The 25,251-nt window shown below is 39.7% G+C and carries 30 protein-coding genes; 15 read left to right on the plus strand and 15 right to left on the minus strand.

Going from position 1 to position 25,251, the window contains the following annotated elements; genetic code table 11:
• From AC3WVG_RS01380 to AC3WVG_RS01430, 11 genes are all read right to left on the minus strand, one after another.
• Window positions 1–937: helix-hairpin-helix domain-containing protein (locus tag AC3WVG_RS01380; RefSeq protein WP_488796385.1), on the minus strand; the 937-nt coding region annotated here is incomplete at its 3' end.
• A gap of 78 nt (window positions 938–1,015) precedes the next feature.
• Window positions 1,016–2,752, minus strand: a complete 1,737-nt coding sequence (locus tag AC3WVG_RS01385) for a TraI domain-containing protein (RefSeq protein ID WP_488796386.1) — start codon at window positions 2,750–2,752, stop codon at window positions 1,016–1,018.
• Window positions 2,740–3,183, minus strand: coding sequence for a hypothetical protein (locus tag AC3WVG_RS01390; RefSeq protein WP_488796387.1), 444 nt, complete (start codon window positions 3,181–3,183; stop codon window positions 2,740–2,742). Before AC3WVG_RS01390 ends, AC3WVG_RS01385 begins: the two co-directional genes overlap by 13 nt.
• Before the next feature lie 74 nt (window positions 3,184–3,257).
• On the minus strand, window positions 3,258–3,917 hold the full coding sequence (locus AC3WVG_RS01395; RefSeq protein WP_488796388.1) for a hypothetical protein: 660 nt from the start codon (window positions 3,915–3,917) through the stop codon (window positions 3,258–3,260).
• 14 nt (window positions 3,918–3,931) lie between these two features.
• Window positions 3,932–4,255 (minus strand): hypothetical protein, encoded by a 324-nt coding sequence (locus tag AC3WVG_RS01400; RefSeq protein ID WP_488796389.1) that lies wholly within the window; start codon window positions 4,253–4,255, stop codon window positions 3,932–3,934.
• Between the two features lie 75 nt (window positions 4,256–4,330).
• Window positions 4,331–5,224, minus strand: coding sequence for a DsbA family protein (locus AC3WVG_RS01405; protein WP_488796390.1), 894 nt, complete (start codon window positions 5,222–5,224; stop codon window positions 4,331–4,333).
• Between the two features lie 69 nt (window positions 5,225–5,293).
• Window positions 5,294–6,154: a DNA adenine methylase gene (locus AC3WVG_RS01410; protein ID WP_488796391.1), complete on the minus strand. Its 861-nt coding sequence runs from the start codon at window positions 6,152–6,154 to the stop codon at window positions 5,294–5,296.
• Window positions 6,155–6,174: 20 nt separating this feature from the next.
• Window positions 6,175–6,438: a hypothetical protein gene (locus AC3WVG_RS01415; RefSeq protein WP_488796392.1), complete on the minus strand. Its 264-nt coding sequence runs from the start codon at window positions 6,436–6,438 to the stop codon at window positions 6,175–6,177.
• A gap of 20 nt (window positions 6,439–6,458) precedes the next feature.
• Window positions 6,459–7,580 (minus strand): DNA polymerase III subunit beta, encoded by a 1,122-nt coding sequence (gene dnaN, locus AC3WVG_RS01420; protein ID WP_488796393.1) that lies wholly within the window; start codon window positions 7,578–7,580, stop codon window positions 6,459–6,461.
• Window positions 7,570–8,352 (minus strand): hypothetical protein, encoded by a 783-nt coding sequence (locus AC3WVG_RS01425; protein WP_488796394.1) that lies wholly within the window; start codon window positions 8,350–8,352, stop codon window positions 7,570–7,572. The genes dnaN and AC3WVG_RS01425 overlap by 11 nt, the downstream gene beginning before the upstream one ends.
• Before the next feature lie 799 nt (window positions 8,353–9,151).
• The gene (locus AC3WVG_RS01430; RefSeq protein ID WP_488796395.1) at window positions 9,152–9,823 is read right to left on the minus strand and encodes a LexA family transcriptional regulator; all 672 of its coding nucleotides are present in this window, start codon (window positions 9,821–9,823) and stop codon (window positions 9,152–9,154) included.
• Window positions 9,824–9,992: 169 nt separating this feature from the next.
• Here AC3WVG_RS01430 and AC3WVG_RS01435 point away from each other — a divergent pair, with 169 nt between their 5' ends.
• From AC3WVG_RS01435 to AC3WVG_RS01465, 7 genes are all read left to right on the plus strand, one after another.
• The gene (locus AC3WVG_RS01435) at window positions 9,993–10,205 is read left to right on the plus strand and encodes a helix-turn-helix domain-containing protein (RefSeq protein ID WP_488796396.1); all 213 of its coding nucleotides are present in this window, start codon (window positions 9,993–9,995) and stop codon (window positions 10,203–10,205) included.
• 429 nt (window positions 10,206–10,634) lie between these two features.
• Window positions 10,635–11,897 (plus strand): hypothetical protein, encoded by a 1,263-nt coding sequence (locus AC3WVG_RS01440; RefSeq protein ID WP_488796397.1) that lies wholly within the window; start codon window positions 10,635–10,637, stop codon window positions 11,895–11,897.
• 83 nt (window positions 11,898–11,980) lie between these two features.
• Window positions 11,981–12,562, plus strand: coding sequence for a hypothetical protein (locus AC3WVG_RS01445; RefSeq protein WP_488796398.1), 582 nt, complete (start codon window positions 11,981–11,983; stop codon window positions 12,560–12,562).
• A complete protein-coding gene (locus tag AC3WVG_RS01450) occupies window positions 12,546–13,109 on the plus strand; it encodes a hypothetical protein (protein WP_488796399.1) in 564 nt (187 codons plus the stop codon). The genes AC3WVG_RS01445 and AC3WVG_RS01450 overlap by 17 nt, the downstream gene beginning before the upstream one ends.
• A 12-nt stretch (window positions 13,110–13,121) precedes the next feature.
• Entirely contained in the window at window positions 13,122–13,379 is a 258-nt protein-coding gene (locus tag AC3WVG_RS01455; RefSeq protein WP_488796400.1) for a hypothetical protein, read from the plus strand.
• A gap of 46 nt (window positions 13,380–13,425) precedes the next feature.
• On the plus strand, window positions 13,426–14,031 hold the full coding sequence (locus AC3WVG_RS01460; RefSeq protein ID WP_488796401.1) for a hypothetical protein: 606 nt from the start codon (window positions 13,426–13,428) through the stop codon (window positions 14,029–14,031).
• A 280-nt stretch (window positions 14,032–14,311) separates the two neighbouring features.
• Window positions 14,312–14,539 (plus strand): hypothetical protein, encoded by a 228-nt coding sequence (locus AC3WVG_RS01465; protein WP_488796402.1) that lies wholly within the window; start codon window positions 14,312–14,314, stop codon window positions 14,537–14,539.
• Window positions 14,540–14,595: 56 nt separating this feature from the next.
• Here the strand turns inward: AC3WVG_RS01465 and AC3WVG_RS01470 are convergent, their stop codons facing one another.
• From AC3WVG_RS01470 to AC3WVG_RS01485, 4 genes are read right to left on the minus strand one after another with little or no spacing between them, the layout of a single operon-like run.
• On the minus strand, window positions 14,596–15,036 hold the full coding sequence (locus AC3WVG_RS01470) for a hypothetical protein (protein ID WP_488796403.1): 441 nt from the start codon (window positions 15,034–15,036) through the stop codon (window positions 14,596–14,598).
• On the minus strand, window positions 15,033–16,016 hold the full coding sequence (locus AC3WVG_RS01475; protein ID WP_488796404.1) for a ParM/StbA family protein: 984 nt from the start codon (window positions 16,014–16,016) through the stop codon (window positions 15,033–15,035). Before AC3WVG_RS01475 ends, AC3WVG_RS01470 begins: the two co-directional genes overlap by 4 nt.
• A 6-nt stretch (window positions 16,017–16,022) precedes the next feature.
• The gene (locus tag AC3WVG_RS01480; protein ID WP_488796405.1) at window positions 16,023–16,238 is read right to left on the minus strand and encodes a hypothetical protein; all 216 of its coding nucleotides are present in this window, start codon (window positions 16,236–16,238) and stop codon (window positions 16,023–16,025) included.
• Between the two features lie 15 nt (window positions 16,239–16,253).
• On the minus strand, window positions 16,254–18,611 hold the full coding sequence (locus AC3WVG_RS01485) for a type IA DNA topoisomerase (protein WP_488796406.1): 2,358 nt from the start codon (window positions 18,609–18,611) through the stop codon (window positions 16,254–16,256).
• Between the two features lie 393 nt (window positions 18,612–19,004).
• On the opposite strand from AC3WVG_RS01485, the gene traT reads away from it, so the two are divergent.
• The 8 genes from traT to AC3WVG_RS01525 all read left to right on the plus strand — a co-directional run bounded on the left by traT (window position 19,005) and on the right by AC3WVG_RS01525 (window position 25,168).
• Window positions 19,005–19,745: a complement resistance protein TraT gene (gene traT, locus AC3WVG_RS01490; RefSeq protein WP_488796407.1), complete on the plus strand. Its 741-nt coding sequence runs from the start codon at window positions 19,005–19,007 to the stop codon at window positions 19,743–19,745.
• Window positions 19,746–19,765: 20 nt separating this feature from the next.
• The gene (locus AC3WVG_RS01495) at window positions 19,766–20,380 is read left to right on the plus strand and encodes a hypothetical protein (protein WP_488796408.1); all 615 of its coding nucleotides are present in this window, start codon (window positions 19,766–19,768) and stop codon (window positions 20,378–20,380) included.
• 41 nt (window positions 20,381–20,421) lie between these two features.
• Entirely contained in the window at window positions 20,422–20,754 is a 333-nt protein-coding gene (locus tag AC3WVG_RS01500) for a DUF4870 family protein (RefSeq protein ID WP_488796409.1), read from the plus strand.
• Between the two features lie 106 nt (window positions 20,755–20,860).
• On the plus strand, window positions 20,861–21,541 hold the full coding sequence (locus tag AC3WVG_RS01505; protein WP_488796410.1) for an ankyrin repeat domain-containing protein: 681 nt from the start codon (window positions 20,861–20,863) through the stop codon (window positions 21,539–21,541).
• Between the two features lie 382 nt (window positions 21,542–21,923).
• Window positions 21,924–23,192: an RNA-guided endonuclease IscB gene (iscB, locus tag AC3WVG_RS01510; RefSeq protein ID WP_488796411.1), complete on the plus strand. Its 1,269-nt coding sequence runs from the start codon at window positions 21,924–21,926 to the stop codon at window positions 23,190–23,192.
• A gap of 53 nt (window positions 23,193–23,245) precedes the next feature.
• On the plus strand, window positions 23,246–24,145 hold the full coding sequence (locus AC3WVG_RS01515; protein ID WP_488796412.1) for a TrbC family F-type conjugative pilus assembly protein: 900 nt from the start codon (window positions 23,246–23,248) through the stop codon (window positions 24,143–24,145).
• Window positions 24,146–24,188: 43 nt separating this feature from the next.
• Window positions 24,189–24,839: a hypothetical protein gene (locus tag AC3WVG_RS01520; protein WP_488796413.1), complete on the plus strand. Its 651-nt coding sequence runs from the start codon at window positions 24,189–24,191 to the stop codon at window positions 24,837–24,839.
• A complete protein-coding gene (locus AC3WVG_RS01525; protein ID WP_488796414.1) occupies window positions 24,839–25,168 on the plus strand; it encodes a PilZ domain-containing protein in 330 nt (109 codons plus the stop codon). Before AC3WVG_RS01520 ends, AC3WVG_RS01525 begins: the two co-directional genes overlap by 1 nt.
• The last annotated feature ends 83 nt before the right edge of the window (window positions 25,169–25,251 follow it).

Consider the following 25,251-nt stretch of genomic DNA (forward strand, 5'->3'; position numbering starts at 1 on the left):
CAAAAGGGATATCCTTAACTCCACCTAAAAGGCCTTGAATATTGGAAGCCAGTCTTTGCTCGGTATTGTAGAGTAGGGCGGTATAAACCCTATCCTCGTCCATAATAAGCCTTCTAGCCTTGCATAAATCCTTTATCCCTTGTTGGATTAATTCGATCTCTCTTTGTCCTGTAATTTGTTCAGGAAATAAAATTTCTTTGGCCTTTTTAATCAATTCTTCTTCGGGCAAATAACAATGCCCCTCCTTAGCTGAGGCATCGTCCAGACAATAATAAATTGCTGCCTGTATTCTGAAAGGATCATCAAGGGCGAAACCAATGTTTTGAGCAATCTTATCAGCAATCAGAAAACCTATCCCTTTAATTTCCCAGGCCAGCCAATAGGGATTGCTCTGTACTTTTTCTATTGCTTCAATGGGATTTTCAATCTTCTTGAGAATTTTTTGGATAGAGGCAGGCCCAATTCCCCACTCCTGGAACTGAATTATAGCTTCTCGCTTTCCCTTTTCTCTCTGCCATGACTCAACTATTTTGGGCCAGGTTTTCGGGCCTATACCCGATACTTCCAGAAGCCTCTTTGGTTCATTATCAAAAACATGAACCGTATCTTCTCCAAACTTCTTAACTATTCTTTTTGCCAGAGAGGGACCTACGCCCTTAACAAATCCGCTTTGCAGGAAAGCCAAAATGTCTTTTGTCTCTGTTTTAGGATACTCAAATCGGGTGATATTTACCTGCATCCCATATTTGGGATGCTTTACCCAATCACCCCAAAGCAATAACTCATCACCCTCGCTTATATCACCCAAATAACCTTTGGCTATAAATGTATTCTTTTCCTTAACAGGACGACCGGAGAATATACAAAAACCATTTGAACTATTTGAAAAAATGACCTTTTCAATAACAGTGAGACACTTTTCTAGTCTTTGTAACATGAGTATTTACCTTGATTTTTTCCAAAAAATTACCCAGGAAATTTCCGTCTTTAGAGATGAGTACTTTCAGAAGACAACTTAAGACAGATAGGGCTCTAGACTTGAATTAAGTTCTATCAATTTAGCTGGCTTTATTCTAATCCATGGAAACAGTTTGGTTTTTTTAGGCTGACCATCCTGTACATACATGGCCGAGGTGTTTTGAAACCAAAACTTGGATTGCCCCTTTTGAAATTGTTCAAGATAGCCGCGATTAGTTAGTTCATATAAAACTTGTTTTCTTGCTTCATTGTCGTTCATGTCAACGTCAAAATTTTCATCAATTACTCGTGGATATAATAACCATAACAACCCATCAGCACCAATCAAACCAATATGTTTTTTAGAAGTCATAGGGCCCAGATGATATGTACCGTCCAATATCTTGCCTACCAATTTCTCTAGTCCCTGTTCAATAAAATCAGCCTGCTGATCCTGCTCTTTTACTTTATCCTGTGACGCATGTTCTAGTATTTGAGACCTTTCCTCAGTAGCTTGTTGTTCAGAATTTTCAGTTCTGCCTCCCTCCTGAAGAGAATCTTCCAAAGCTTTATGTTCGTCCTGTTCTGCCTCTTGGCCTTGCTGTTTTTCCCCTTTTAGAGCAAGGAGTTCAAGCTCTTCTTCACTACCAGCAAACCAGGTCAAAGGTGGCTGTGATCCCAATAATTCAGCCACTTTATCATATTCACTAACAGCGAATTTCAATTTTATTGTTGCCTCTGCGTTAGCGGATACAAAAGGTTCAGATTTAACCAAAGCAAAACTTAAATTCAATTCTCTATCCCCTCGTATAGCCTTAAATTTTTTATAAAATTGGTCCTCATGGCAATAAACCCAACCATATTGTTGAAAAATATTTTCAACTGTCCGCTGTCCAAAGGGAGTTTCGATTATTCCTTTTGTTGCTTCAGCTACAGTTTGAAAGAATACAGGCGTAACGACCGCATAAACATTTGTGTCAAGAGCAAAAGCATATACACCTTTTTCAGATTTATAATTAGTTTCTTTTAATTTTCTCAAAACCTGTATAATAATTTCTCTGTTTTGTTCTTCAGTCGCAGCCTTGACGCTTTCTGCATCCCCCTCATCTTTGTAAGAATATAACCCATCTAAAATACGAATTAATAAATGTTGAGGGATTTGCTTTAACAAATCAAAAGGCACAATGGTGAAGAAAACCATCATGTTACGCTTGACATGTCTTAGTCCTCGTCCGGGACGCCAGATAATATCTACTCTTTGGGGATATTTTAGCCTGAAATCCAGCACACCTCCCCGCAAGGGATGATAATAAACATAGCGATCTTCGGCTTCATGAAACAAATCAATGTCAAAAATTTTGCCCAGATCATGGCATAACCCTATTAACCATGCAGCCAAAACACGCCATGTTCGCTCTTTTTTTGTCTTTTCTGCAGAAGGGACTCCACCTTCACCTACAGCCAACTCGCGACCAGCTTTTTGAGCATCCAGATAGGCCACTTCCAGGGAGTGTTTTAACAGCCCGAACCTGTCTGAGTGATGATAAACCTGACTTGCAGGAATATCCCAGATGTACGCTATTAGATGCTTAACAATATGTTTTATAATTTTTAGCAACTCTTGTTTGTTTTTAAATCCATCCAACAAAGACAAATCATAAAAATATGGGGCCAACACCCTCATTACTTCATTAAGCTTATCTTGTTTTACATGCAAAAATTCTTTGTTCGCGGGTTTTTGTTTAATATCCCAGATTGGCCATTCTATATACTGTAAACTCTTTAACCCTGCCACAAGGCAACCCCGATTTTTGTTATATCTTGTTCAAAATCGGTTAAAATGACATTTAATTCTTTTCCTGCCTTTTCTAAGATATTAAAAGAAACAAGGTTATACCGTGATCCAATAAGCAAATACTTAAAATATTCATCAACTTTTTTCGCAAAATAAAAAAAATTATCAGCAAATTGTGTGTTTAGATATAATTCTTTCCTATTTATAATTACATTTTTTAAATAATACTCAATATGCTTTTTTCTTAAACTTTTTTTTACCTTCTTTACAGACGTTTCAAGCGAACTTTGTAACCAATCTTCAAGAGACATTAAATAATCTATCAATAGATCTTTATCTTCTTGGTATTTAAAATATGAAATTTTACCTTTTACCATTGCATCGAGCAAAAGCCTAGCAACCATATCTGCTCTAGGAATTATTTTGGCCATTCGCATCCCCGCAGGTGATGTAATGTACAAAACTCTGCGTTTGCCCAAGCGTTTTGCTTTGTAAATCGCCTTCATCATCCAGCAACAGCAGTTTTTTGGCTGAAACTTTTTCTAATCACAGCATTTTTTTTATGTTCCAGGCAACTTTCCCATAAAGTTTGCTCATAAACATATTTAATATAATCATTTACTTCTTCTAAAAAATCATTTGCCTTTGCTTCGTTAATTAATTCTTCGACATCTTTAACATTATACATTTCACAAATTTCGTTAATAAGGGCTTTTTTTTCAGCGTCATTGACATCAACTGTAAAGACATTTCGATCACCAACAACATCAGAAGAAATAGCTTTTTGTTTCCCCATAGACTCTTTTGCTTTGGAAATAACTGGTTTTTTACTATCTCTATCCTTGCGAATTAGCTCCATGACAGTATAATGGACTCGTAGTGCCATTTTTGATGCTAAATACTCTTTATCTATCGAAGTTACTAAAACTGGCAACAATGGTCTTTTGCCTGGGTCAAAGCATTTTCCCCAAATTTGTTTTGATAGCCACCTGTAAATTAAATAGTAAATGGCTTTTGTTATATCACTATCAGGATAGTACCCATAATTAAACAAATCTGAAACTGTAATCTCTGTTAACATATCAACAACGCCGGTTACATCCTCATATTTCCCGGACAAAGCTTTTTGGGCGAGAAAATTAAAAATGTCATAATTTGTTTTCATGGGAAAAACCTTTATTATCTGAGGGGACAGAAACTGGTTGAGTTTGCATATACACCTGGAATGTTTGTCTTTATTTCGTCTGTCTCAAAGGGGCAGAGAATATCCGCTGTTCTACGTTTTGTATAATAATGCAAAAACTTCTTCTTTTCTTCGCGCTTTGCTTTTAACTTATCTATAACTTCCTGCGGACAACCGTTTTTTAATAGCCAAGCTTCTATTTTTAACGAATTCCATGAAGCATTGATGTATCCGCGGACTCCGCGTTGGGACACACCCGTTTCCTCTGCTATTATTTTAGATGTGATTTTCTTCTTTAACATCCATTCATATATATCCATCAGAACACCTCCCACATCTGTTTTGAGCCTCCACCAGTCCCGGCCCGAAGGCCGGTCAGATGTAGTCTCCCTTTTTTATTTTTTGGCAAAAAGCTTCTCAATTTTGGGCTTATTAAATCCCCTAACTTTTATACCATCAATAAAAATCCCGGGAGTCCCTCTAACACCCAATTTATTAGCTTGTTTAATATTATTTTTAATTTTACCATTATATTTCTCTTTCAACATTTCATACGCCTTGTCCAAATCCTTGAATCCAAGTTCAGAAAACTTATTCATAAACTTCTTCAACACAGCCTTTTCCGCCTTTTGCAAATCCTTTTCCTTTGGCATGGAAAGTTCTCCATAGGCAAACCTAACTATTTCCTGGAATTTAATATTCTTGTCATGCGCATACTCCATCACCCATGAAGCTACATTGGCCCCTCGGTGAAAAGAAAGAGGCATGTGTACAATTTTCCATTCCTTCATTTCATCTTTTTTGCCTGCAAGATAATTAAATGCCCGTCTGCAATAAGGACAGAACGGATCACTGATAAATACAACCTCATGCTTTCCCTTGCCCTTGTAAAACACTTCCCCAAAATTCTTATCGAGTTTTATTCTGTTAACTTCGTCCATGGCATCCTCAACCAGACTTTGCCCCTTTGAAATATCCTGAACATCTGGAAAAGCTATCTTGCCGGAACTGTCCACCAGAAGAGCCATTTCGCCTGGCTTTTGGCCTTTCTTGAAAGGCACGAGCTGCAACTTGACTGCATACAACTCATATTTACCAACCTTAACCTTTTTCTTCTTTTCAATTTTCACCTTATCCGGGCCAAAGTTTTCCGCTCCAGGGACACGGCCCTTTAGTGTAGCCTGTACCCTGTCAGCTACACTTTGCTTGAGTGCCTTCTCATCGAGTTTTGCAAAAGCAATACTGCTTGCCAGTAAGACCAAACCCATTATCGAAATTACTATTTTCATAATTCCCTCCATTTTGTTTGTTCTGAATCATCTTGCACTTTGTTTAAACTTGGCATTTAACCCTCCTGACTATTTGAAATTTCTCTCACATTTAAAAAGCGGCAAATATCTTTTAGCCACCGCCTTAGCGTTTAACCATAGGACCTCTGTCCTTTGTGCTCCCCTATCCACGACAACATTTCTGGACACCGTGTGCCAATCGCACAGGTTGTCATCGTACAATGAGTTTCTGTACCCGGACAAAACAACTGCGCCAGAGACTTGCCGTAAGCAATCAATCAATTTCAAATGCTGCTCATCTGTCATTTCGTAAGCATAACCATTAGGTCCAGAGGTCCTGGTAGATTGCATATAAGGCGGATCAACATAAAATAAAGTTTCTGGCCCGTCCCATCGCTCAATCACCTTTATAGCGTCATCATTTTCTAAATATACGCCACGCAGCCTATCGGCCCACTCCAAAACGTGCTCCCATAAAGACCCCCATTCCCTTGCGCTTGTTGGTCCATGTGGCCGCACCCCGCGTCGCCATCCAGTTAGCTTCCCTCCAGATGCGCCAGTGCTGCCATGGCCCTGATGACCAAGAACAATAAGTCGCCTGGCATCCTCAACTGGATCGTTAGACGCTTCCCTGCATGAAAGATATTCTTCTTCCGAACATGGAGTTAATCTTAAAAGTTCTTGCAATCGTTTTGCTTGCTCTGGGTCCCGCAAAACGCGGAAACAGGAAACAACACGTCCATATAGATCATTCAGTACCTCCACCCTGGAAGGACGTTTACGGAGAAGGACATTGGCAGCACCACAAAAAGGTTCAACATAAACCGTATGCCGCGGAAAATGAGAGATAATCCAGGGTGCTAACATCCACTTTCCTCCGTGATACCGCAAAATTGGCCGCCTCATTAGTTTTCGCATGTGATTTCCCATATTTATTTCACTTCTTTTCTTTACAGTGGAAACGGATTAAACTGCACAGAAGTAGATTCTACATCCGGAATATATGTTTCAAGGCTCAAAAAAGGATCGACTACAATCTCTATTTTTGTTTTTTCCCTCATTGCATTTTGAACTTTACTTTTCTTCGCAGGCGACAATCCAATTTCTTCATTCGCACAATTACAACATAAACCATTATCTTTCCCTACCGCCCATTTGGAAATATTGTATTCAGCACCACATTTTTTACAAACTAACTTAACAATTCTTGGCATATATAGCCTCCTGGACATATCTATTCTTCTTCATATACATCACCGATTTCTATAGGCATGACCAGAACGCTATAACCTGTGTCTTGTTCACCAGTAATAAAACATGGTTCATTTATTCCAGCAAAGTGAAATTGCACAATGTCAGACTGAAAATGTTTCAATATTTCTATTAAATCAAAAGTAGATAATGCGATTATATCAAGTTCACCATCAAAATCACATTCTAATTCTTCAAGTGCCTCTCCAGATTCATCTCCCTGGACAGTCAATATTACTTTGTCCTTTTTAAATTCAAAAAAAGTAGAAATCATATCAATATTAAAAATGCCAAGCCTTTCTAAAGCATCAATCAATTCCAGTCTGTTAATCTTCAAGTTTGCGACAGAAACAGGGTACTTCTCAAGAAGATTATGATAGTTAGGAAATACATAAGAGGTTAAAGGAAAAGATATTGTCTCTCCTGCAGTTTTTATGAAGATTCTTTTTTTTGACAAAGAGATTTCCACCTCATCGTTTGGCAAAATCTTCTTAAATTCAGCCAAAAACTTTCTGGCTATTAAAATACCGTCCGAAGGGAGGATATTGTACAAACTATCGTTTTCTATCTTTAACAACGCCATTTGAGATCCATTTAAACCACATACTTCAATTTTATCCTGGACAGGCTTGAAACATACACAGTTCATTGCCTCACTAACTTCTTCGGGATTAATGCAAAACAACACTTTTTCTATAACTTCCTTCAATGCGTCCCCTGACCATTGAACATTTTGTTCTTCAGGATATTGTTCAAAATCCTGAAACCAGGAGAGATCACATACAGGTAAACGATACCTTCTTTTACCTTGACCAATAATCAGGTGATTTTCTTTTAAGCGGAAGTAAATTTCGCCTGGTTCCAGTTTTTTCACAAGGTCAGCCAATGTTTTACCAGCTACACCAGCAAGACCTTCTTCGTTTATGTTAGCAGGATAACTGCCGATAAACTCTCGCATGGTATCAGTTGCTATTACGGACAGATTGTTATTTTCTGTTTTTAGCCAAATTGTGCGTAAAAACTCAGCACCACTTTTATTATTAACTATAAGAGCAGCTTTTTGTAATCCTTGTACAATGTCATCCTTTATAACTTTAACAAACATTATCTGCCTCCTTACTCAATAATTGCTTATATTTTTTATATGTGTCACATATTTCTCTATAATTTTTACATTTTTTATACTCAACTTCATGCTTTTCCCAATGAAATTTTAATGTATCAATATCTGTAATATTATCTAATTCTTTATTTAACTCGTCTATGTCAACAATCTTCTCAGATTCAGTATTGTCATGTTTATCCTGCATATCTTCATAATCCTGCACAAATATATCACTGGAAGCAGTAGCATTAAGAGTAGCAGCAATGAGCGCACGCTTACAGGCCATTTTTAGCAAAGTATTGTCTAAATCCCATGGGTTATCATTTTCGATTCGTTCCAACCACACCCAGCCATTTTTTGTTTTACTCCAACGACCAAGTCCTTTACTTTTTAATTCTTCCGCTTCCTCTTTTGATGGTTGTTTTTGGCTTGGAACAAAACGATAACGATATTTACTTTCACGGCTATTACATGAACCAATACCAGAAGCCACAAAGTTGCCAGTTGGTATATGAGTTAAAGTACATTCAATTGTATAGCTTATAAAATTTTTATCATGGACAGATTTTAAGATGTGGTATTTTGAGGCGAGACGAAATGTGAAAAGAAGTTTTTCTGCTCCTGCTTTATAGAGAGAAGGTTTTTTAGTCCCAGGTATTATGCCGTAGTGTTCATCAGGCTTCATTACATCACTTAGAATTTGTTGAATTAAATTCACCTGGTGTTTCACGTCTTTTACATCAAAAAAAGACTTTTCTGCTGGCAAAGACATTTTTTTAACCTCCTTGGTGGCCCCTGAGTCCGAACTGTTTTTGGCAGGCAGACTTTCCCTCGAAGCCTGAGGGGATGGCGGGTTAAGGTGCTTCTCGCCCACCGGTAGTAACCAGGACTCACTAAGCTCACCCTTATGTGGCGCAGATGGGGAAAGGGTTCACTTAGTGACTGCGCCGCCTGGCTCTATCTCCTCAGACTTCGAGAGAAGGTTTATGGCCAAAGATTACTTCGCTGGATTAAGCTTCTCGATTACCCACAACAGCCTTGAGCCAGTGCCAATCAAGGCAGAGGGCAGTGTGCCGTTGTGTTGATAAAGATAATATTCTAATTAGAATAATTAGTCAATAAAAAAATCAAATTAGAATAATTCTTAAAAAATGATAAGGTAGGAAAAAATTATGAGGAAGTAAGGTAGGGAGTAACCGTTATGAGCTAGCCTTTTAAGAGGGATGGAAAAAAACAAAAAAGCCCGCGGGGTGCGGGCTAACAAAGAGTGAGTGGGGTTTGGCTGTGTGTTTGCTAGTTATTTTTGGGGATGAGATGACCTGTTTTTAGTTTGAGCAAACGAAATGGTAGGCAACATAACCGGCTTCCATGGTGAGTTTGAAGTTATGACTAAAAGAAACTTCCTGGCTGCGCTATACAAAAGCGATGCTCCTGTAATTTTTAGTAGTTCCATAGTTTTTTCTTTTGGCCATTCTGGATTGATTTCAAATATTTCCGCCGTTAGCAATTGAATTTGATAAGGAACGATCTCTTTGTAAGCTGTCAAAACAGGCGAGAATTTTTTACAAGCCTCATTTTTTACTCATATCGCTCCAGGCCCAGACAACACGGCCAACGATAGCCCGTTTTATATCCCCGTCATATTCCACATTTAAATCGTAAATATCTGGTGGGTATTGAGGATTATCAGAATAAAAAGAAATTAAATCTTGCTTGTTTTTTGAGTATAATTGAACTCTTTTTATTGACAGCCCCGCTTCTCCGTCGCCACCTGGGAAGCGAACCAAATAAATATTTCCAGGAGGAGATTTGGGAATAAAATCATTACGATCAATCAAGACTATATCGCCTGGATGCAAGGTGGGCTCCATGCTCCTTTGGTCCCTGCCTATTTCTACTGCTACAAGATTTGATCTATGGCGCACGGATTCGTGACTGCGCCACACTAATACCCAACTTTGTATCTTTTCCTCTGGAATTATGCCCGGGCCAGCAGCTACAGGCATCGAGGCTAGGGGAACAGCTAAATAATCTTCATCTACCGGCCAACCAATTTCTTCGGCATTAACTATTCTTGGCTTCACAAAGTGGACTTCACGGGAAATATCAGGGGTCTCATCAGGGAAGACGATTTTGGCTCCAATTTTGTCTAATATTTCCGCGAGGGAGTTTATCCTCAGATTACTCTTTCTGTTAAGAAATTTATTTAACTGAGGTTGTTGAATCCCCAATGTTTCTGCCATTCGTTTCTGGTTCCCGTTAAATTGGGTTTCGCAAATTCTTTTTATTCCAGATAAGATATCTTCATATGTTCCCATAAGCTTACTCTTGTTTAGTCTTTGATAATATTGCTGTATTCTGTTAAGAATTTTTTTTCTTGAAATTTTATTCCAATCAGAATAAAATAATTACATGAACATAAAAAAACAGCTTCCAAACATAGATTTATCCCGGGACCTTAAAACGCTTTTGGAGCGAGAAGGCTTAACCCAGAAAGAGTTCGAAGAAATTACAGGTATCTCCCAGTCTATCGTCTCCAAAGTCTTAAATGGTAAAGGGATTCGTTTGTCCACATTCCTTAAATTTTGGCCCTACGTTTATGGTGGAAAATCTTTAAAGAGATAACACGACCGTGTCAAATGCTTGTCGTTTTTGCGACATATCATCTCAATTTCGAAAGACGAGAACGAGTGGGAAAATCATAAACTGGGGCTATTAGAGAGATCACAAGATGGCACCATTAGTACCAATCTTCAATTAAGGCTATTTGGGTAACCGCTAATAAGTCAAGAGCAAGACAGGTAAAAAATATAAAGGCTTTGGCGAAGGGCTAGAGGGCTTTCAGTAAGCCTTATCAAAAGCCTTTTTTAACGGTTTACTAAACGGTTTATTTAACCGTTTATGAAACGGTTACCTAAACAGTTTAAAAATTGTTTATAAAACCGTTGTTAAAACGCTTACCTAAACAATTAGGTAAACCGTTCCTTAAACAATTTGTCAAACTATTTAGCGGACTGTTTTTAAAAGTTTAGAAAACAAAGAAGGAGGAAATAAATGGGCGAATATTCAAAAATTCAAAAAAGAATTTGGAATAGCCCAACTTTTAACCAGTTAAGCGATGAGGCTAAATATCTCTGGTTGTATATTCTAACCTGTCCGCACGGGAATCTGCTAGGGTTGTTTGTTTTAAAGCCTGGGTATGTTTGCGAGGATTTGAAATGGTTACCTGAACAGTTTCACAAACCGTTTAAGGAACTATTAAATATACCCTTGTCGAATGGTTCAGATAAGGGTCTCGTAAGCTATGATCAAACCACCGGAGTATTACTTATAAAAAACTATCTGGAACACAATCCGCTCGCTAACCCAAACCAGGTAAAAGCTGCCATCAAAAAGCTGGAAGAACTTCCTTTTTCAAAAATATTTCAAGAGTTTAAACAGTTACTGAAACGGTTAAACAAACCGTTATACAAACCGTTACTTGAATGGTTAGATGAACGGTTAGGCAAATGGTATGGCAAACCTGTAACTGTAACTATAACTGAATCTATATCTGAATCTATAAATAAAGATCTAAATATAAATAATAATATAGATAATAATACGAAGAATAGCTCGGAGCTAAAAAAATCTGAACAAAAAAAATGCTCGGAGCTAGAAACAAGTTCTATCTCCGAGCTCGTGAATTGTTCTTGTCCAGAAAAAGATAAACAACCTCTTCTGACTATCCCTTTAATTCACAAAAAGAAAGACGGCTCATCAGAAGAATACCCCATTTATCAAACAGACATTGATGAATGGAGTGAGGCTTATCCGGCTGTTGATGTGCTTCAGGCTCTTCACAGCATCCGCCAGTGGAACTTAGCCAATCCGAAAAAAAGAAAAACCCGCACCGGCATCAGGAGACATATTGTTACCTGGCTGGCGCGGGTACAGGATAAGGGTGGCAATAAATCCGTTTCTTCTAAGCCCTCATTAACAACAACGCAATTTTCAGAAGAATTCAAGACTTTTTTAAGCCACTATCCACGTGTGGCTGCTCCTTTAGCTGCCTGGAATGTGTGGCAAAAATTGGAATCCTCCGGAATTCTGCCCCCGCTGGATCAGCTGCTCCAGGCAATTGAGCAGCAACAACAGTCTGAGCAGTGGCGGCAAGGGTTTATCCCTGAGCCGGCCAAGTGGCTTAAAGAAGGCAGGTGGGAAGATAAAGGCGTTGTTAAAGAGGAAATTGCGCCGGAAGATGAGTTCGTGAGAATTATGCAGGCAAGGCGGGCCGCTCAGAAAAATGCGGCCCAAAACAACCCGGAAAGGGCCTAGATCCTTCTTGCCGTAGAAGAAAGGGAGGGCAAGGTTGTTTCGCTGAGTCTCCAGGCCCCTTCCAGAGTCAAAGAGAGGTGTTTATGCAAGAAAGCGAATTTGCAAATCTGGTTAAGTCTTTAAGGCTCTTTTTTGGCAAGAAAGAAACGTCCACGGAGCAGGTTCTCGCCTGGTATGAAGTGGTGCAACATGTTCCGGGCGGTGAACCTTTAGGCTGGATTGAAAAACAAATCAAGAAAAATGAGAAATTTTTTCCGACGAACCTCCCTCGCTGCATTCTAAAGTACTGGCAGTGTTGGCAGGAAGAGCATCCCACGCAAGTTGCCCCTAAAAGCATTGAAAAGGAAAGCTATGGATTTTGCCCTGACCGTTGTGTTGATGGTTTGTGGCATGTACAAAAAGAAAAATACGATGAACGCCTGGATGTCGTCAATGTAAAAACAAGTGTGTTTCGCTGTGCCAGATGCAGACAGAGTGATTTGCATGGCATTCCTTTTGCCACAAAAGAGCAATTGGAGGCAATGGGATGGAGAATAATAGGTGATCAGGGATTGCATCATGTAACGATTGAAGATTGGCAGCGACTTTTAGGGAAAGTGCCAAAGTTTGTTGCTAAAAATAGTGAGTGTGTATTTGAAGGAGGTCGAAATGACTATATTATTTAATTCTGAAAAGGCAGAGAAGAGAAAACGATATAAACACATCTGGCAGGTTGAACACGGACGTTACTGGCCGTATATCTGGTTGTGGGGATATAAGGTTATACCGACATGGCTTCCTGCACTTGCGATTACTTTGTTCAGGTTATGGCCTTTTTACCTTTCTCTTTGTTTTGCACCTGTAAGGGAATTTTTCTTTACCAGTACGCCTTTTAAAATTATAATTGGTTTATACATAGTGGCAGGATTTTTTTTAAGAGATTGTTTTTATGATGTTACAGGGCATCCCATTAAAGATTTCTGTAAACGAAAACTCTGCGTTGATGGTACTCATGTATGGTTTTATTATCCCGTTAAATTTGGTTCAGTGGAAGGAAACCATTTAGAGTTAGGGAAGATACTTTCTGTTAATGACGATCTGACATATACAATTGTTACCGCAGAAGGGAAAACATTCAGAAGGGGCATTACAGAAATTTCGATAGATACTGATCCTTTCAGGTGGTATGATTGCAAGTTCACTTTATCTGATTTTTTTCACATATCTTTCTGAGGTGGAAAAATCATGCAAAAAATCAGGATACAGGACAATTTTCTCCGGGCTGCTTTAACAGGAAAAGCAGAAGAGGAAAACGAATTGATCAAGTTGCTCAACGATGGCAACTGGACAAAAGACCATACAGGTCTTGGTGGCGTGTATCTCACCTTTCTTATATCCAGGCTTTTAAACATTGATCGTTATCCATGTTTTGCTGATGTAAGAATGGCGTGTTCGCCATCAATAAGTTGTTCGTTAAAAAAAGTTGCCTATTTTTTTTCGTAATGTTTCTGAGGGGACTATAAAGAAGAGTCTTGAAGAACTGGACAGGTTGTATAAAGTCACTCAGGAATGGTTAAAAGACCAAGCAACATGTGAACGATATAATATTAATAATGGACAAATAAGATTGTATAGAGGTTTAAGAAATAAAGAGGATATTGTAAGGCTTTATCATTCTTATCAAAAAGCAAAAAATAAAAAGATAAAAAGATTTGTTATTTATACGAATATTTTTATAAGTTTTTCGTTTTCAAATGGATGGTCGTATGTAGATCATTATCTGCCAGTTTCTATTCGTTCTGCAATTGATACAAAAAATATTTTGCTTGTAGGGAATTTGATAGAAGATATGGAGTATGGTGAATGGATAGTGGTGAACACTCATCCAATGGGGGAACTGGAACTTTCAGTGGATGATGTCATATATGCAAAAGGAGAGAATGTTTTCTGTGCCGAAACGCTTGAGGGGTATTATAAACGCATAAAAGCAGAGTACAAAATAGATGAGAACATATACAAACCTCTATACCTTGATATTGAGAAATACCCTCCACACAAATTGGGCAGGATGGTGAAAGTGGCATTTCGGCTGGAGCAGCGACTGGAAAAGATAAAAAATTTTCTAACCAGTTTCCCAAGAATTCTCCATCCATAATCTATGATTTGGGTGGAGATGAATGGGGGTATTTTTATGAAAGAGGACTTGCCATCCTTCAATCGGCACTAGGGTCGGAGCGTCCCGAAGTTACGCCTGTGGAGTGTGCTCTGGCGGGGGACATAGGTCCTAGTCATCACACGCTGAAGCAGGAAGCCCTCATGGGTCTTCCGGGTGGGCAACCTACCGGAAGCTCTCGCCATATCCATTAGATTGGCGGGAGTAGTTCACTAGAGAAAACAGGCCGCTGGACAGGAAAACAAAAAAAGAGATTGATATAATGCGCATAGTGGTTACGATCTCCAAAGAAACAATGCCGGAACTTTACCTGGAACTTGAAGCCATTCCGCCACGCCATCGTGCAGACAGGCTTCGCAACCTGGCTTTTCTTGGCCTGGCCTTGATAAACGGTAAAGTCTCAGGGCAATGTGATGCTCAGAAAGCTAACTCAAAGACGGGAAGTAAAATAAGCGGATTGGCAAAGTTGAAGAAGAGTATAAAAAGATAGCCTCCCAAAAAAACAGAAGGCCCTCAAAATGCCAACTACACACGCAAGTTTTTCTTCTATTTTGCTCGAAAATCGTTTTGCCCAACCTGAGTATCATAAAGAGGTAGTTTTGGGCGTCTTTTTTCAAAAACTCGCTCGTGCAACTTGTGTTTGTCGTCATTCCCAAACCCATGCCTAAGAGCAATTTCCCGTCTTTTTTTTCTGGTCTCCTCAGAGATGTTCGGATTTTTCCCCAACCTGAAACCATACAGCGGACACGGACCATCCGCCGCCTTGTCCCCCTGGCAGGTCTTCACCTCATAAGCAGAACCGGCACACTCAAGGCAATATTCCCTTATTGCCCTGAGCGTTCGGCCATCCGCACCATCAAGACGCCCAAACCGGTAGGGATAAAGCGAACACTCCAGGCCAGGACAATCAGCGACCAGCTTAAAACTGCCGCCCATGCAGGACAGGCATTGCCTGCGAATTGCTTTCAGTGGCGTTAATTTCTTCATTCCAATCCACCAAAATGCCAGTATCCGCAGGCATTGGCCAGGACAGAATTTCGAGATGAAATCATTCTTGCCATTGGAAATACTTCCTTTAGTGCCTGTTCATACAAAAACGATCCTCCGCCGGCCAGGATTATGAAATCTACAGCATCCTTTTGGTTTCTTAAACTTTCCCGTAAGTTTGCCATTACAGGTCCTGCCACCTTTTTGGCTGCCTTTTCCAGGTAGTTAATGAGGTTTACCTCTTTGCCAAAGACCGTCACAGCCCATTTGCCATTTCTTATGGCCTTTTCTATCTTTTCTCTGCTTGGGCTTCCGCCAAAATCATCTGCTATCAATGCGCTGGCTTCGTCCAGGATTACAGACGTGGCATATGTTGATGTCCCTGATGATTGCTCAAGGATCTCCTGCTCATCAATCAGTACCCAGTCCACAGAGAAAAAACCTGCATCAAAGACTAATGCCCTGGCATCGACCAGGTTGCTTTCTTCTCCGTTTTCCATCATCGCATTAACAAAGGCTCCAATAGGCTGGCCAATTACCAGAACTTCTCCTACCTCAATTTCCCTGGCCTTCGTTACCTGATGAACTCCTGCCATGGTGGATTTGAGCCTGTCTCTCATTTTATCATCCAGGTATTGGGATACCGGCAGTCCTGTAACCAGGCAATCTATTTTGTCCTGGCCCGATAAAAGCAGGGAAGCGTAAAAGAGTGCCTTATAGCTTGCAGTAGCAGGATAATCCTCATGGAGTTCCCGGTTCCATCCTTCCAGTCTGGATGGCTCAACTCCCGCGACAAAAGCCTGGCCGTCAACCTGTACCTGTATTCCTTCGTTTTTTTTGCGAAGAAAATCTATACCCAGGCATTCTTTAGGACCTGCACCTACAGGCAGGACTTTTGTTTCCGGGATTTCCCGGTCACTGTCACCAAAAGCGATTTTGAGATTGGAATATCCTATATCCATTCCAAGTATAAACATCATTCCCCCCTAAATTTTAATTTTTTGCGGCAGCATTTCCTGAATTTCACTTATATTCTCAAGTATTTTATCAAGATAATTTTTGAGAACAGTATTTTCATGCTTCAGCATTTTGATTTGGTACTGAAGCAACTCTTTTTCAATTTCCAGTCGTTCAAGTTTTTCATTCATTTCTGCAAGTTTGTCTGTGTTTTTGAATGAAGAAATTGGCTTATATAGTTGCATAAGCATCTCCTTTGTCTAATCGAAGTCGAATTTTACATCCCCTTTATCGAGTTTTAGCCCGGCCTCAAACTTTTTGCCTGCTTTGCTGGTGAATTTTAGTTTTTTGGAAGTCTGGCCGTTTGTCAGCAATTCTTTTGCGGTCCTGTCAGAGATTTTGGAGCCAGCGATTTTCTTCCAGATCACAAACTTGCAGCCCTCTTTCCATTTGCTGCAGCCGTATCCTTTTTGACCTTCTATTACATCGCCTCCACAAAGCGGACATTTGCCGATAATTTCTTTTTTGTCAGATTGTTCTGGTAGGCTGAATTCGACTTTCCAGTCTCCATCATTCTCCTTCAATTCCAGGGCGGCGGAGAAGGATTTACCTTGTTTTGTTTTGAATCCATTTATCACCTTGGACTTTTTATCCCGTAGCAGTAATTTAACAACGCTTTCAGTAATTTTCTTCCCGGCCATAGTTTTCCAGATTACGAATTTGCAGCCTTCACGCCATTTGGTACATCCATAACCTTTTTTGCCTTCTACAATATCCCCGCCACATGCAGGGCATTTGCCCAGGCTTTTGGCTTCCTGTTTCTGGTATTTGATTTCCGCTCCCATAATTTTAGCCACCTCTTCGGTCAGGAATTTTTTGATGTCTTCCATGAACTGTTTGTAGTTGTATTTACCCTGCTCAATGAGCTTGAGCTTGTATTCCCATTCGCCGGTCATTTCAGGAGAACATAGTCCCCGGGACAAAGATGTAACGATTTTGATAGCCTGAACGCCTTTGTCTGTTGCAATAATGCTCTTGCCTTTGCGCTGCGCGTATCCCATGTCAAAGAGTCGTTCTATAATAGCTGCCCTGGTTGCTGGTGTCCCCAGCCCACGTTCTTTCATTGCTTCGGCCATTTCCTCGTTTTCGACACTCTTGCCCGCTGTTTCCATGGCCCGCAGAAGGCTCGAGTCGTTATATTGCGCTGGAGGTCTGGTCATTTTTTTGATGTCTCTGATTTCCTCGATATCAACCAGTTGCCCTTCCTTTAGCGGGGGCAGGGGATTGTCCGAGCTTGCTCGCCATGGTTCGGCCTTTAGCCATCCCAGGTCCTGAAATACCTTGCCTGTGGCCCTGAAGCGTTCCCCTGCAATGTCAAGTTCAAGATTGGTCGAGAGAAAAGTTGCAGGTGGAAGGAAAGCAGCTATGAACCGTCTGCAAACCATGTCGTAAATTTTCTTTTCCGTATCAGACAGGGCATTCATGTCCGGTTTTTTTGATGTGGGTATAATGGCATGGTGATCGCTGACTTTTTTGTCATTAACCACCTTAAATTTGCTGCCTCTGTTAATATTTTCCTTCATTTCACTAATCAGGTCGCTGTAAAGTTCCTGGATCCCCGCAATATGTTTGGTCAGCTCTTTAAAAATGTCCTGTGAGATATACCTGCTGTCAGTTCTTGGATAGGTAACGATTTTATGTTTTTCATAGAGATTTTGAACTATGCCAAGTGTCTGTTTTGCGCTCATGTTGAATTTACTGTTTGCCTCACGTTGCAGGGTTGTGAGATCAAACAGCAGAGGCGGAGCGGAGTTTCCCTTTCTCTGTACAACTTTTATCACCCTGGCCTTTTGTCCCTGGCACTTTTGGGTAATAGTTCTAGCTTTGTCCTGGCTTGATATGACAGGAGTTTTGTATTCAGGCGGCTCAAACCATGTAGCTTTAATCCCTTGCGTCCTGGCCTCGATGTTCCAGTAGGGTTTGGGCTTGAAATTTTCTATTTCCAGTCTGCGCTGCACCAGCATGGCCAGGACAGGAGTCTGCACACGGCCAATGGAAAGTTTGTCAGCACATTTGATGCTTAGAAGCCTGCTGAAATTCATGCCTACAAGCCAATCTGCTTCGGCGCGGGCGTAAGAGGCGTATGCCAGGGACAGATAATCCTCTCCTGGCTTCAGATTGCGGAATCCATCACGAATTGCCTCATCTGTCATGCTTGAAATCCAGAGTCTTTTAACTGGCTTTTTACAGCCGGCCAGAGCATAGACACGGCGGAAAATAAGTTCACCTTCTCTTCCTGCATCAGTGGCGCATACAACTTCTGTGACATCCCCGGAATTCATGAGTTTTTTTAGAATTTGAAATTGTTTTTTTGTATTGGGCAGGACTGTAAGTTTGAATTTTCCATCGGGGATCATGGGCAGGGCGCCAAGGTTCCATTTATCCCATTCTGGATTTTGCTCTTTCGGTTCTGCGATGTTTACCAGATGGCCCACGCACCAGGAAATGATGTATTTGTCATTTTCAACATAACCGTCCTTTTTCTCTTTAACTCCAAGAACACGGGCTATATCCATGGCCACACTAGGTTTTTCAGCTATAATTAGTTGTTTTGGCATAAATCCTCCTTTTACTTAGCAAACATTTGGCAAATGTTTGTAAAATAACAACGCAAATTTTAAGAAACTTTTTTCTTGTGCCGAAGCGGGAAGGCAGGTTGGTTTGTCTCGTGAAGTGATTCGTCAAGCGGTGGCGAGTATAAAAAAAACATATCGTGGCATATTGATAATGTTAGGATAAAGAAATTGATAATTTTGTCTTTTTAATTTTTCAAAATATCATTTTTAACATAACTATTGTCAAAATTCTTAATACCTAAAACGTGGTTTTGAGTTTAATGCACAGCATAATTTTTAAAAATGCTTGAAAAAAAAATCTAAATATGCTATATAATAGGCTCAGGTAAAGCTACTGTTGAGAAAAGTTCTTTGATAAAATAAAGGAGGAATGAAATGCGTAAAATGTATTTGTTTTTTTTGATGGTATGTTTTCTTAATCTTTATGCCTGTGCAGGTCTTGAAGTGGCAATGGAGAATTCAGAGGTGCAGGTTGTTTCAAACCTAAATGATGTTCCTTTTTTTGATATTGATGATGCACACAAAAAGCTTCTTGTTACCGTTCAAAATTTTAGCGAATTTCAAGAATTGGGTCAGATTAAAAAATTTGTTGCTCAAAAATATAAAAAAAGAGGGTTTCAAATTGTAAACAATAAAGATGAAGCTGATTGGATCTTACAGGCAAAAATTGTAAATATTAAAAAAGAAGATATTTCGGCAAGAGAGTTAAAAGGTAGCAGTAGTTCTCAAGCTGGAATGACTGGTGCAGGAATAGGGGCTACCGCAGGGCTTGTTAGCGGGAGCGATTTAAGAAGTGCTGCTGCCGGCGCATTGGTTGGTGGTATTCTTACAGGAGCGGCAAATTTGACTGTTAATTCATGGGTTAAGCTTGGTTATCTGACTATTGTGACAGATATTCAAGTAAAAGAAAGAACCAAAAGCCCAGTAATATCAGAAATCGTATCTAAGCAAGAACAAGGGAATACGGTTGAGGCTTCTACTCAAGAGAGTGAGAGCAACTGGTTAAAATACAGGTTTCAGGCTCTTACCAGGGCCAAAAAGGTTGGCCTAGAATGGGAAGACTGTAAGGATATAATGGTCAAAGAAATAACAAGAATTTTGTCCAGCATTCTTTAAAAAAGGAGAGAAATAAAATTATGGCAAAAAATATAAGATATATTATTTTGCTTTTGATTTTAGGGGTTTCCCTTTTTGGATGTGGCCCTCATTTGCAAAAGCTTACTCCTGTTGACATTGATCCCGGTTATAAAACTATTTTTGTTTGGAGAGGGGTAGGATTCGGCAATAACAATGTTGTTTTTAAGATAGAGGATTATTTAAAAAAGAAAGGCTGGAATGTATTGCACTATCATCGTAAGAAAACACAACAGGAGTTTTCCAAAATATTTAAAGAAGCATATTGGGCCAATAGAAAGTCTGGCTTTAAAAAAGCGGTAAAATCTTTTTTTACCCATCCTGACTGTTGGTGGGGAGATGCTTTGCTTAGGGCCGACTATATAGTGGCTTTTGAAATTAAGCCTGTAAGAAAGAGTTATAATGAACGTAGAATTAGAGTATATCTTTATAAAATGATGCCAGCAGAAAAAAGGTTGGAAAATTTAAATTTCTGGGTTGAACGCCCAAAGAGTATAAGACGTTTAGCAGAAAAGGAATGGGTAAAAGAAAAAGATCTTGTTTATGCCGAAGGTAAAATGGAAGAATATGCGGCAACCGCTGCAATTATGATGTTAAGAGAGGCCAATTTTTTCTAATAAAAAAAATGGAGTGAAAAACTATTAAGGGGGAAGTATTTATGGAAAGAGTAGAAGTCAAGGTTGAGCAATTAAAGAAAATAACATGGGCTGTGTATGTTTTGTACGCAGCATCTGTGTTGGTGGGCATTACCGGGCTTATCGGTGTCATTGTTGCTTATATCAAGCGAAAAGATGCGGAAGGGACCATTTATTATTCCCATTTGCAATGGTTGATTAAGACCTTTTGGTGGACTTTGGGATTAACGATTCTTGCTTTTGTAACTTTCTTCTTTGGTATAGGTTGGTTCATAGGGATAGGTGCTGGGATCTGGTTTATATACAGAGTGGTTAAGGGATGGTTGAAATTGATGGAGGGAAAAGCGGTCGAGTAATTTATTTTGAATTGGGATAAAGAGAAAGATAAGGTTGTTTATATAAAAGCAAACAAGCTGTTGATAATATTTTTTTAAAAAATATATATAAAAAGGAGGAAATAAAATGTTTCTAAAAGCTAGATTGTGGTTATGTTTTGTTTTACTGACTTTTATGTTGTTGTTAACTGCATGTGCAGGCAAAAAAGGTGGTTTTGATTTACATGGTTCTCCAGAAACTGAACTTGCTACAGGAACGACTCGATGTAAAATGTGGGTTGTAGAAAGGGCGTTAAAACGTGGTGCAAATATAAATTATGTTTATAAAGATGGTCGCACTCCTTTAGGTTATGCGATTTTAAGTGGATGTGATGAGGCTATAAGACTTTTATTAAAAAACGGAGCAGATATAAATTTATCATTTAAAGGATATGGAGACAGACCAAATTACCCTGCAGAACTTCTCTCAAATGGCCCTGAGGATAAATTTTTTGATTTTTTACGGTTAAGCAAAAATAAACTTTCCGAGGACAGTTTGAAAGCTGTTTTGCGTAATGCTTGTATGAGAGGTAAGATGAAAATAGTTTGGTGGGCAATAAATGAGAAAAAAATTGATCCAAATATAAGATTTAGTAACGGCAATACTCCTTTAATTGTTGCAGCAACTAATGGACATGCAGGTATCGTAAAATTTTTAATAAGAAAGGGTGCTGATCCTAAGATACAAAACGAAAAAGGCTATACAGCTTTGGATTATGCTGAAAAATATCAGGAAATGGAAGTTATTGATATCTTAAGTAAATATTAGAAATATATTCAACTCATTTTAATTTTAAAAGCCCTGCCATTTGGCGGGGCTTTTTTGTTTTTTCTGAATTTGCGTTGTTTGATTGGAAAGGAGTTTGAAGGAGGGTTTTGTCAGCGACCCCATGGCTGAAGCCGGAGGCTTGTCAGCGACCCCACGCCTAAAGGCGGGGGGCTTGTAAGCCCCGAAGCTGACCAGCCTGAGTCTTGGACTACGTTAGGGGCGAATATATAGGCACGTCAGGGTGCGTTGCCAGCTCTGACCTCTGCGGTGGACGGTTAAACAGACGTAGCGGGGTTAAGTCAGTGCCGTCCACATTAAACCGTCCCATAACATTGGCGAGGCAAACTTTACCGGCGAAAGCCGAGAAATCAGAGGTAACTCTATGCAAAGAGTGTTGGTGTTAGACAAAAACAAGAAACCTTTAATGCCGTGTCATCCTGCAAGGGCAAGACAGCTTTTGCGAGATGGCAAGGCAGCGGTGTTCAGGCGTTTTCCTTTCACAATTATTCTCAAATATCGTGAAGGTGGTGAGGTGCAGGATGTGAGGCTGAAGGTTGCTCCTGGCAGTAAAAAGTCTGGAATAGCCCTGATAGCTGAGTGCAGAAGAGGCCCTAAAGTCGTCTGGGCGGGCGAGATAGAACATCGAGGCGAACAGATAAAACGCGCATTGGAAAAGAGGCGTGCTGTTAGGAGAAGCAGGCGAAGTCGTAAAACCCGTTATCGGAAGCCCAGGTTCTTGAACCGCAGGCGTCCAGAGGGTTGGCTTCCGCCGTCCCTGGAAAGCAGAGTTGCGAATATTATTACTTGGGTAAAAAGGTTATCCAGGTGGTGTCCTGTAAACGCTTTATCCCTGGGGTTGTATAAGTTTGATACTCAAAAAATGCAAAATCCAGAAATAAGTGGAGTTGAGTATCAGCAGGGAGAGTTGTTCGGCTATGAGGTTCGGGAGTATCTGTTAGAGAAATGGGGAAGGAAGTGTGTTTACTGTGGCAAGACTGACGTACCGCTCCAGATTGAGCATATAGTGCCAAAAAGCAGAGGAGGAAGTAATAGAGTGTCAAATCTGACTCTGGCATGTGAGAAATGTAATCTAGCCAAAGGCAACAAGACTGCCGCTGAGTTTGGCTATCCTGAGATACAGAAACAGGCGAAGAAACCTCTAAAAGACGCTGCTACGGTAAATAGTGTCCGATGGAGATTGTTCGATAGACTAAAAGAGCTTGGACTTGAGATAGAATGTGGCAGCGGTGGCAGGACAAAATATAATAGAACTAAACAGGGTTATCCCAAAGAGCATTGGATAGATGCAGTATGTGTAGGCGAAAGCGGCCAAAAGGTATATATCCCTGAGAATCTGAAGCCTTTACAGGCTAAGGCGATGGGTTGGGGAAGTCGTCAGATGTGCAGGATGGACAGGTACGGATTTCCCAGGACATCAGCCAAAAAGGATAAAGTGGTAAAAGGTTTTCAGACAGGAGATATAGTCAAGGCCGTTGTAACCAAAGGCAAAAAGATAGGGACTTATATTGGCAGGGTTGCTGTAAGGGCAAGTGGCAGTTTTAATATCAAGACTGCTAAAGAAACAGTACAGAGTATATCCTGGAAATACTGTCGGCTTTTACAGCGTATGGATGGATATTGTTATAGCTAACAGCGTTTCTTCCCCACGCCTGAAGGCGGGGGTCTCAACGCTGGAGGATTGGGATGAGAAAGATAGCGGTTTTGATTTTATGTATGGTGTTTATGGCAGGGATTGTATTTGCTGGTAACGCAACGGTCAGGAGTGATAAGGATAGGAGGGTGCTTGCAAATAAAGTTTTGGAAAGAAGGCAGCAGGAAATAGCCGGTGTTTTAAAGCGGTTGAAAGGGAATTTGGCTAGAACTCCAAAGATGCGGCAGAAGGATAAAGAAGAACGGTACAAAAAGACGTTGAATGCCACTGTTCCGAAGGAAACAAAAGATGTGGAGGCGCAAAGGGCATATAAAAAATATCGGGAGAATGAACGGCAACAGGAAATGATTGAAAAATATACGCGGGATATTTGGTCCGATATTAGAGAAAGGATCGCTGCCGATAAAAGGTTTTCCGGGTTTGATCCAGACACTGTAATGGAATTTATAAAGAATAATAAGTCAAGTCATGCTTATGATAAAAAGCATCTATTGTTTTTTGTAAGTTCATCTATTCCTGAAGAGAGATTGAAAGAATATGTTACATTGTTTGATGGCAATCCTTATGTGGCGTTTGTTTTGCGTGGCCCGGTTGGGAACGCCACAAAAATTATGCCTACAATAAAATGGATGTCGGATATATTTTGTAAAAAGGGAAATTTGTTGAGTGCAAACAATGAATGCAATCAGATACCGTTAGATATAAATCCTAAATTATATAAGCTTTTTGGGATAAATAGAGTGCCTGCTCTCGTTTATCTTCCTGATCCGACTGTGTTATATAGGGAAGAAGTAAAAGAAGATGATTATTATGTGTATTACGGAGGAATATCTCCTGTTTATGCCTTAGAACAGATTCAATTAGTAAGACCAAATGATGAGAAGTTGGTGATGTTAAAGGGATGGTTTAAGAAATCATTTTTTAATATGTAATTTAAGGCCAAAAATGCGTTGTTTAAGTAGAAGGAGTTAAACAATGCACAGATTTTTTATAATTATTTTGATTTGCCTTTTAAACTTGCCTTTGGCCCAGGCGTATGTGGTTGGTGAAGCTGGTCAGACCTATGAAATTAAAGAGCGGGATTTTACTGAGTTTATACGGGCCAAAGCAGCGGCCATTGATCCGAATAAACTAAGGCAGGAATTTCAGGAACAAATTAAAAAGAAGTTGCCTGAGTTTCGTTTGCCTAATGCAGTAGCAGGGCTTCCGCCTGCAACTGAAGAAAAATTGTATAAAGTAGATATGACCTATACATTACCATATAATATAAAAGATTTTGAAGGCAATGTTATTTATCCAAAAGGATATACCTTTAATCCATTAAAGGTCATGGCTGATAAAGGAATATTTTATACTAATATATTGGTTATTATAAATGGTGAAAGAGAGGAAGAGGTAAAATGGTTTATAAAAAACTTTCAGAATTCATTAAATGTAAAATTGTTAATTACAGATGGTCATGCGGTTGAATTAGCAAAAAAAATAAAAAAGCCAGTTTATTATTTGACCAGGATTTTGAGGGATAAATTTTTGATTGAGGCAACTCCGTCAGTAGTGTTTCAGCCAAAAGGCGATGTTTATATGGTTGTAAAAACTTTTGTTGTTGGGGATGAAGGAGAAAAATAATGTTTTTTGAGAAAAGAAAATTTGTCAGATTTGCTTTGCATGTTTCTGGCAAGGGAAATACTTTGGTTTATGCGTTTGTAGATAAGCAAAAGTATGAGTGTAGTGTTATAGATATAAGTTTAGGAGGGATGAGGTTGCAGTTTATTGTAAACGAAGATGTGGATTTAAGGGATAAGCCAATCAGGGTGAAGGGAGAATGGGAAGGTGGGTTCAGGTTTGAAAAGGATGGTCTTGTCAGGTGGCAGAAGAGACGAGAGTTTGGGATGATGTTTAGAAAAGTTCTGTTGCCTGAAGAATTGGAGAGGGTTTTGGATGTTGTCGGGTTTTGATTGGAAAAGGCAGGTAAAGATATTTCTCCCAGTTTTGCTGGTATTTAGTATTTGGCATCTTTTGCCTTTCAAGCTGACGATAG

It is taken from the genome of Desulfovulcanus sp. (assembly GCF_982781345.1).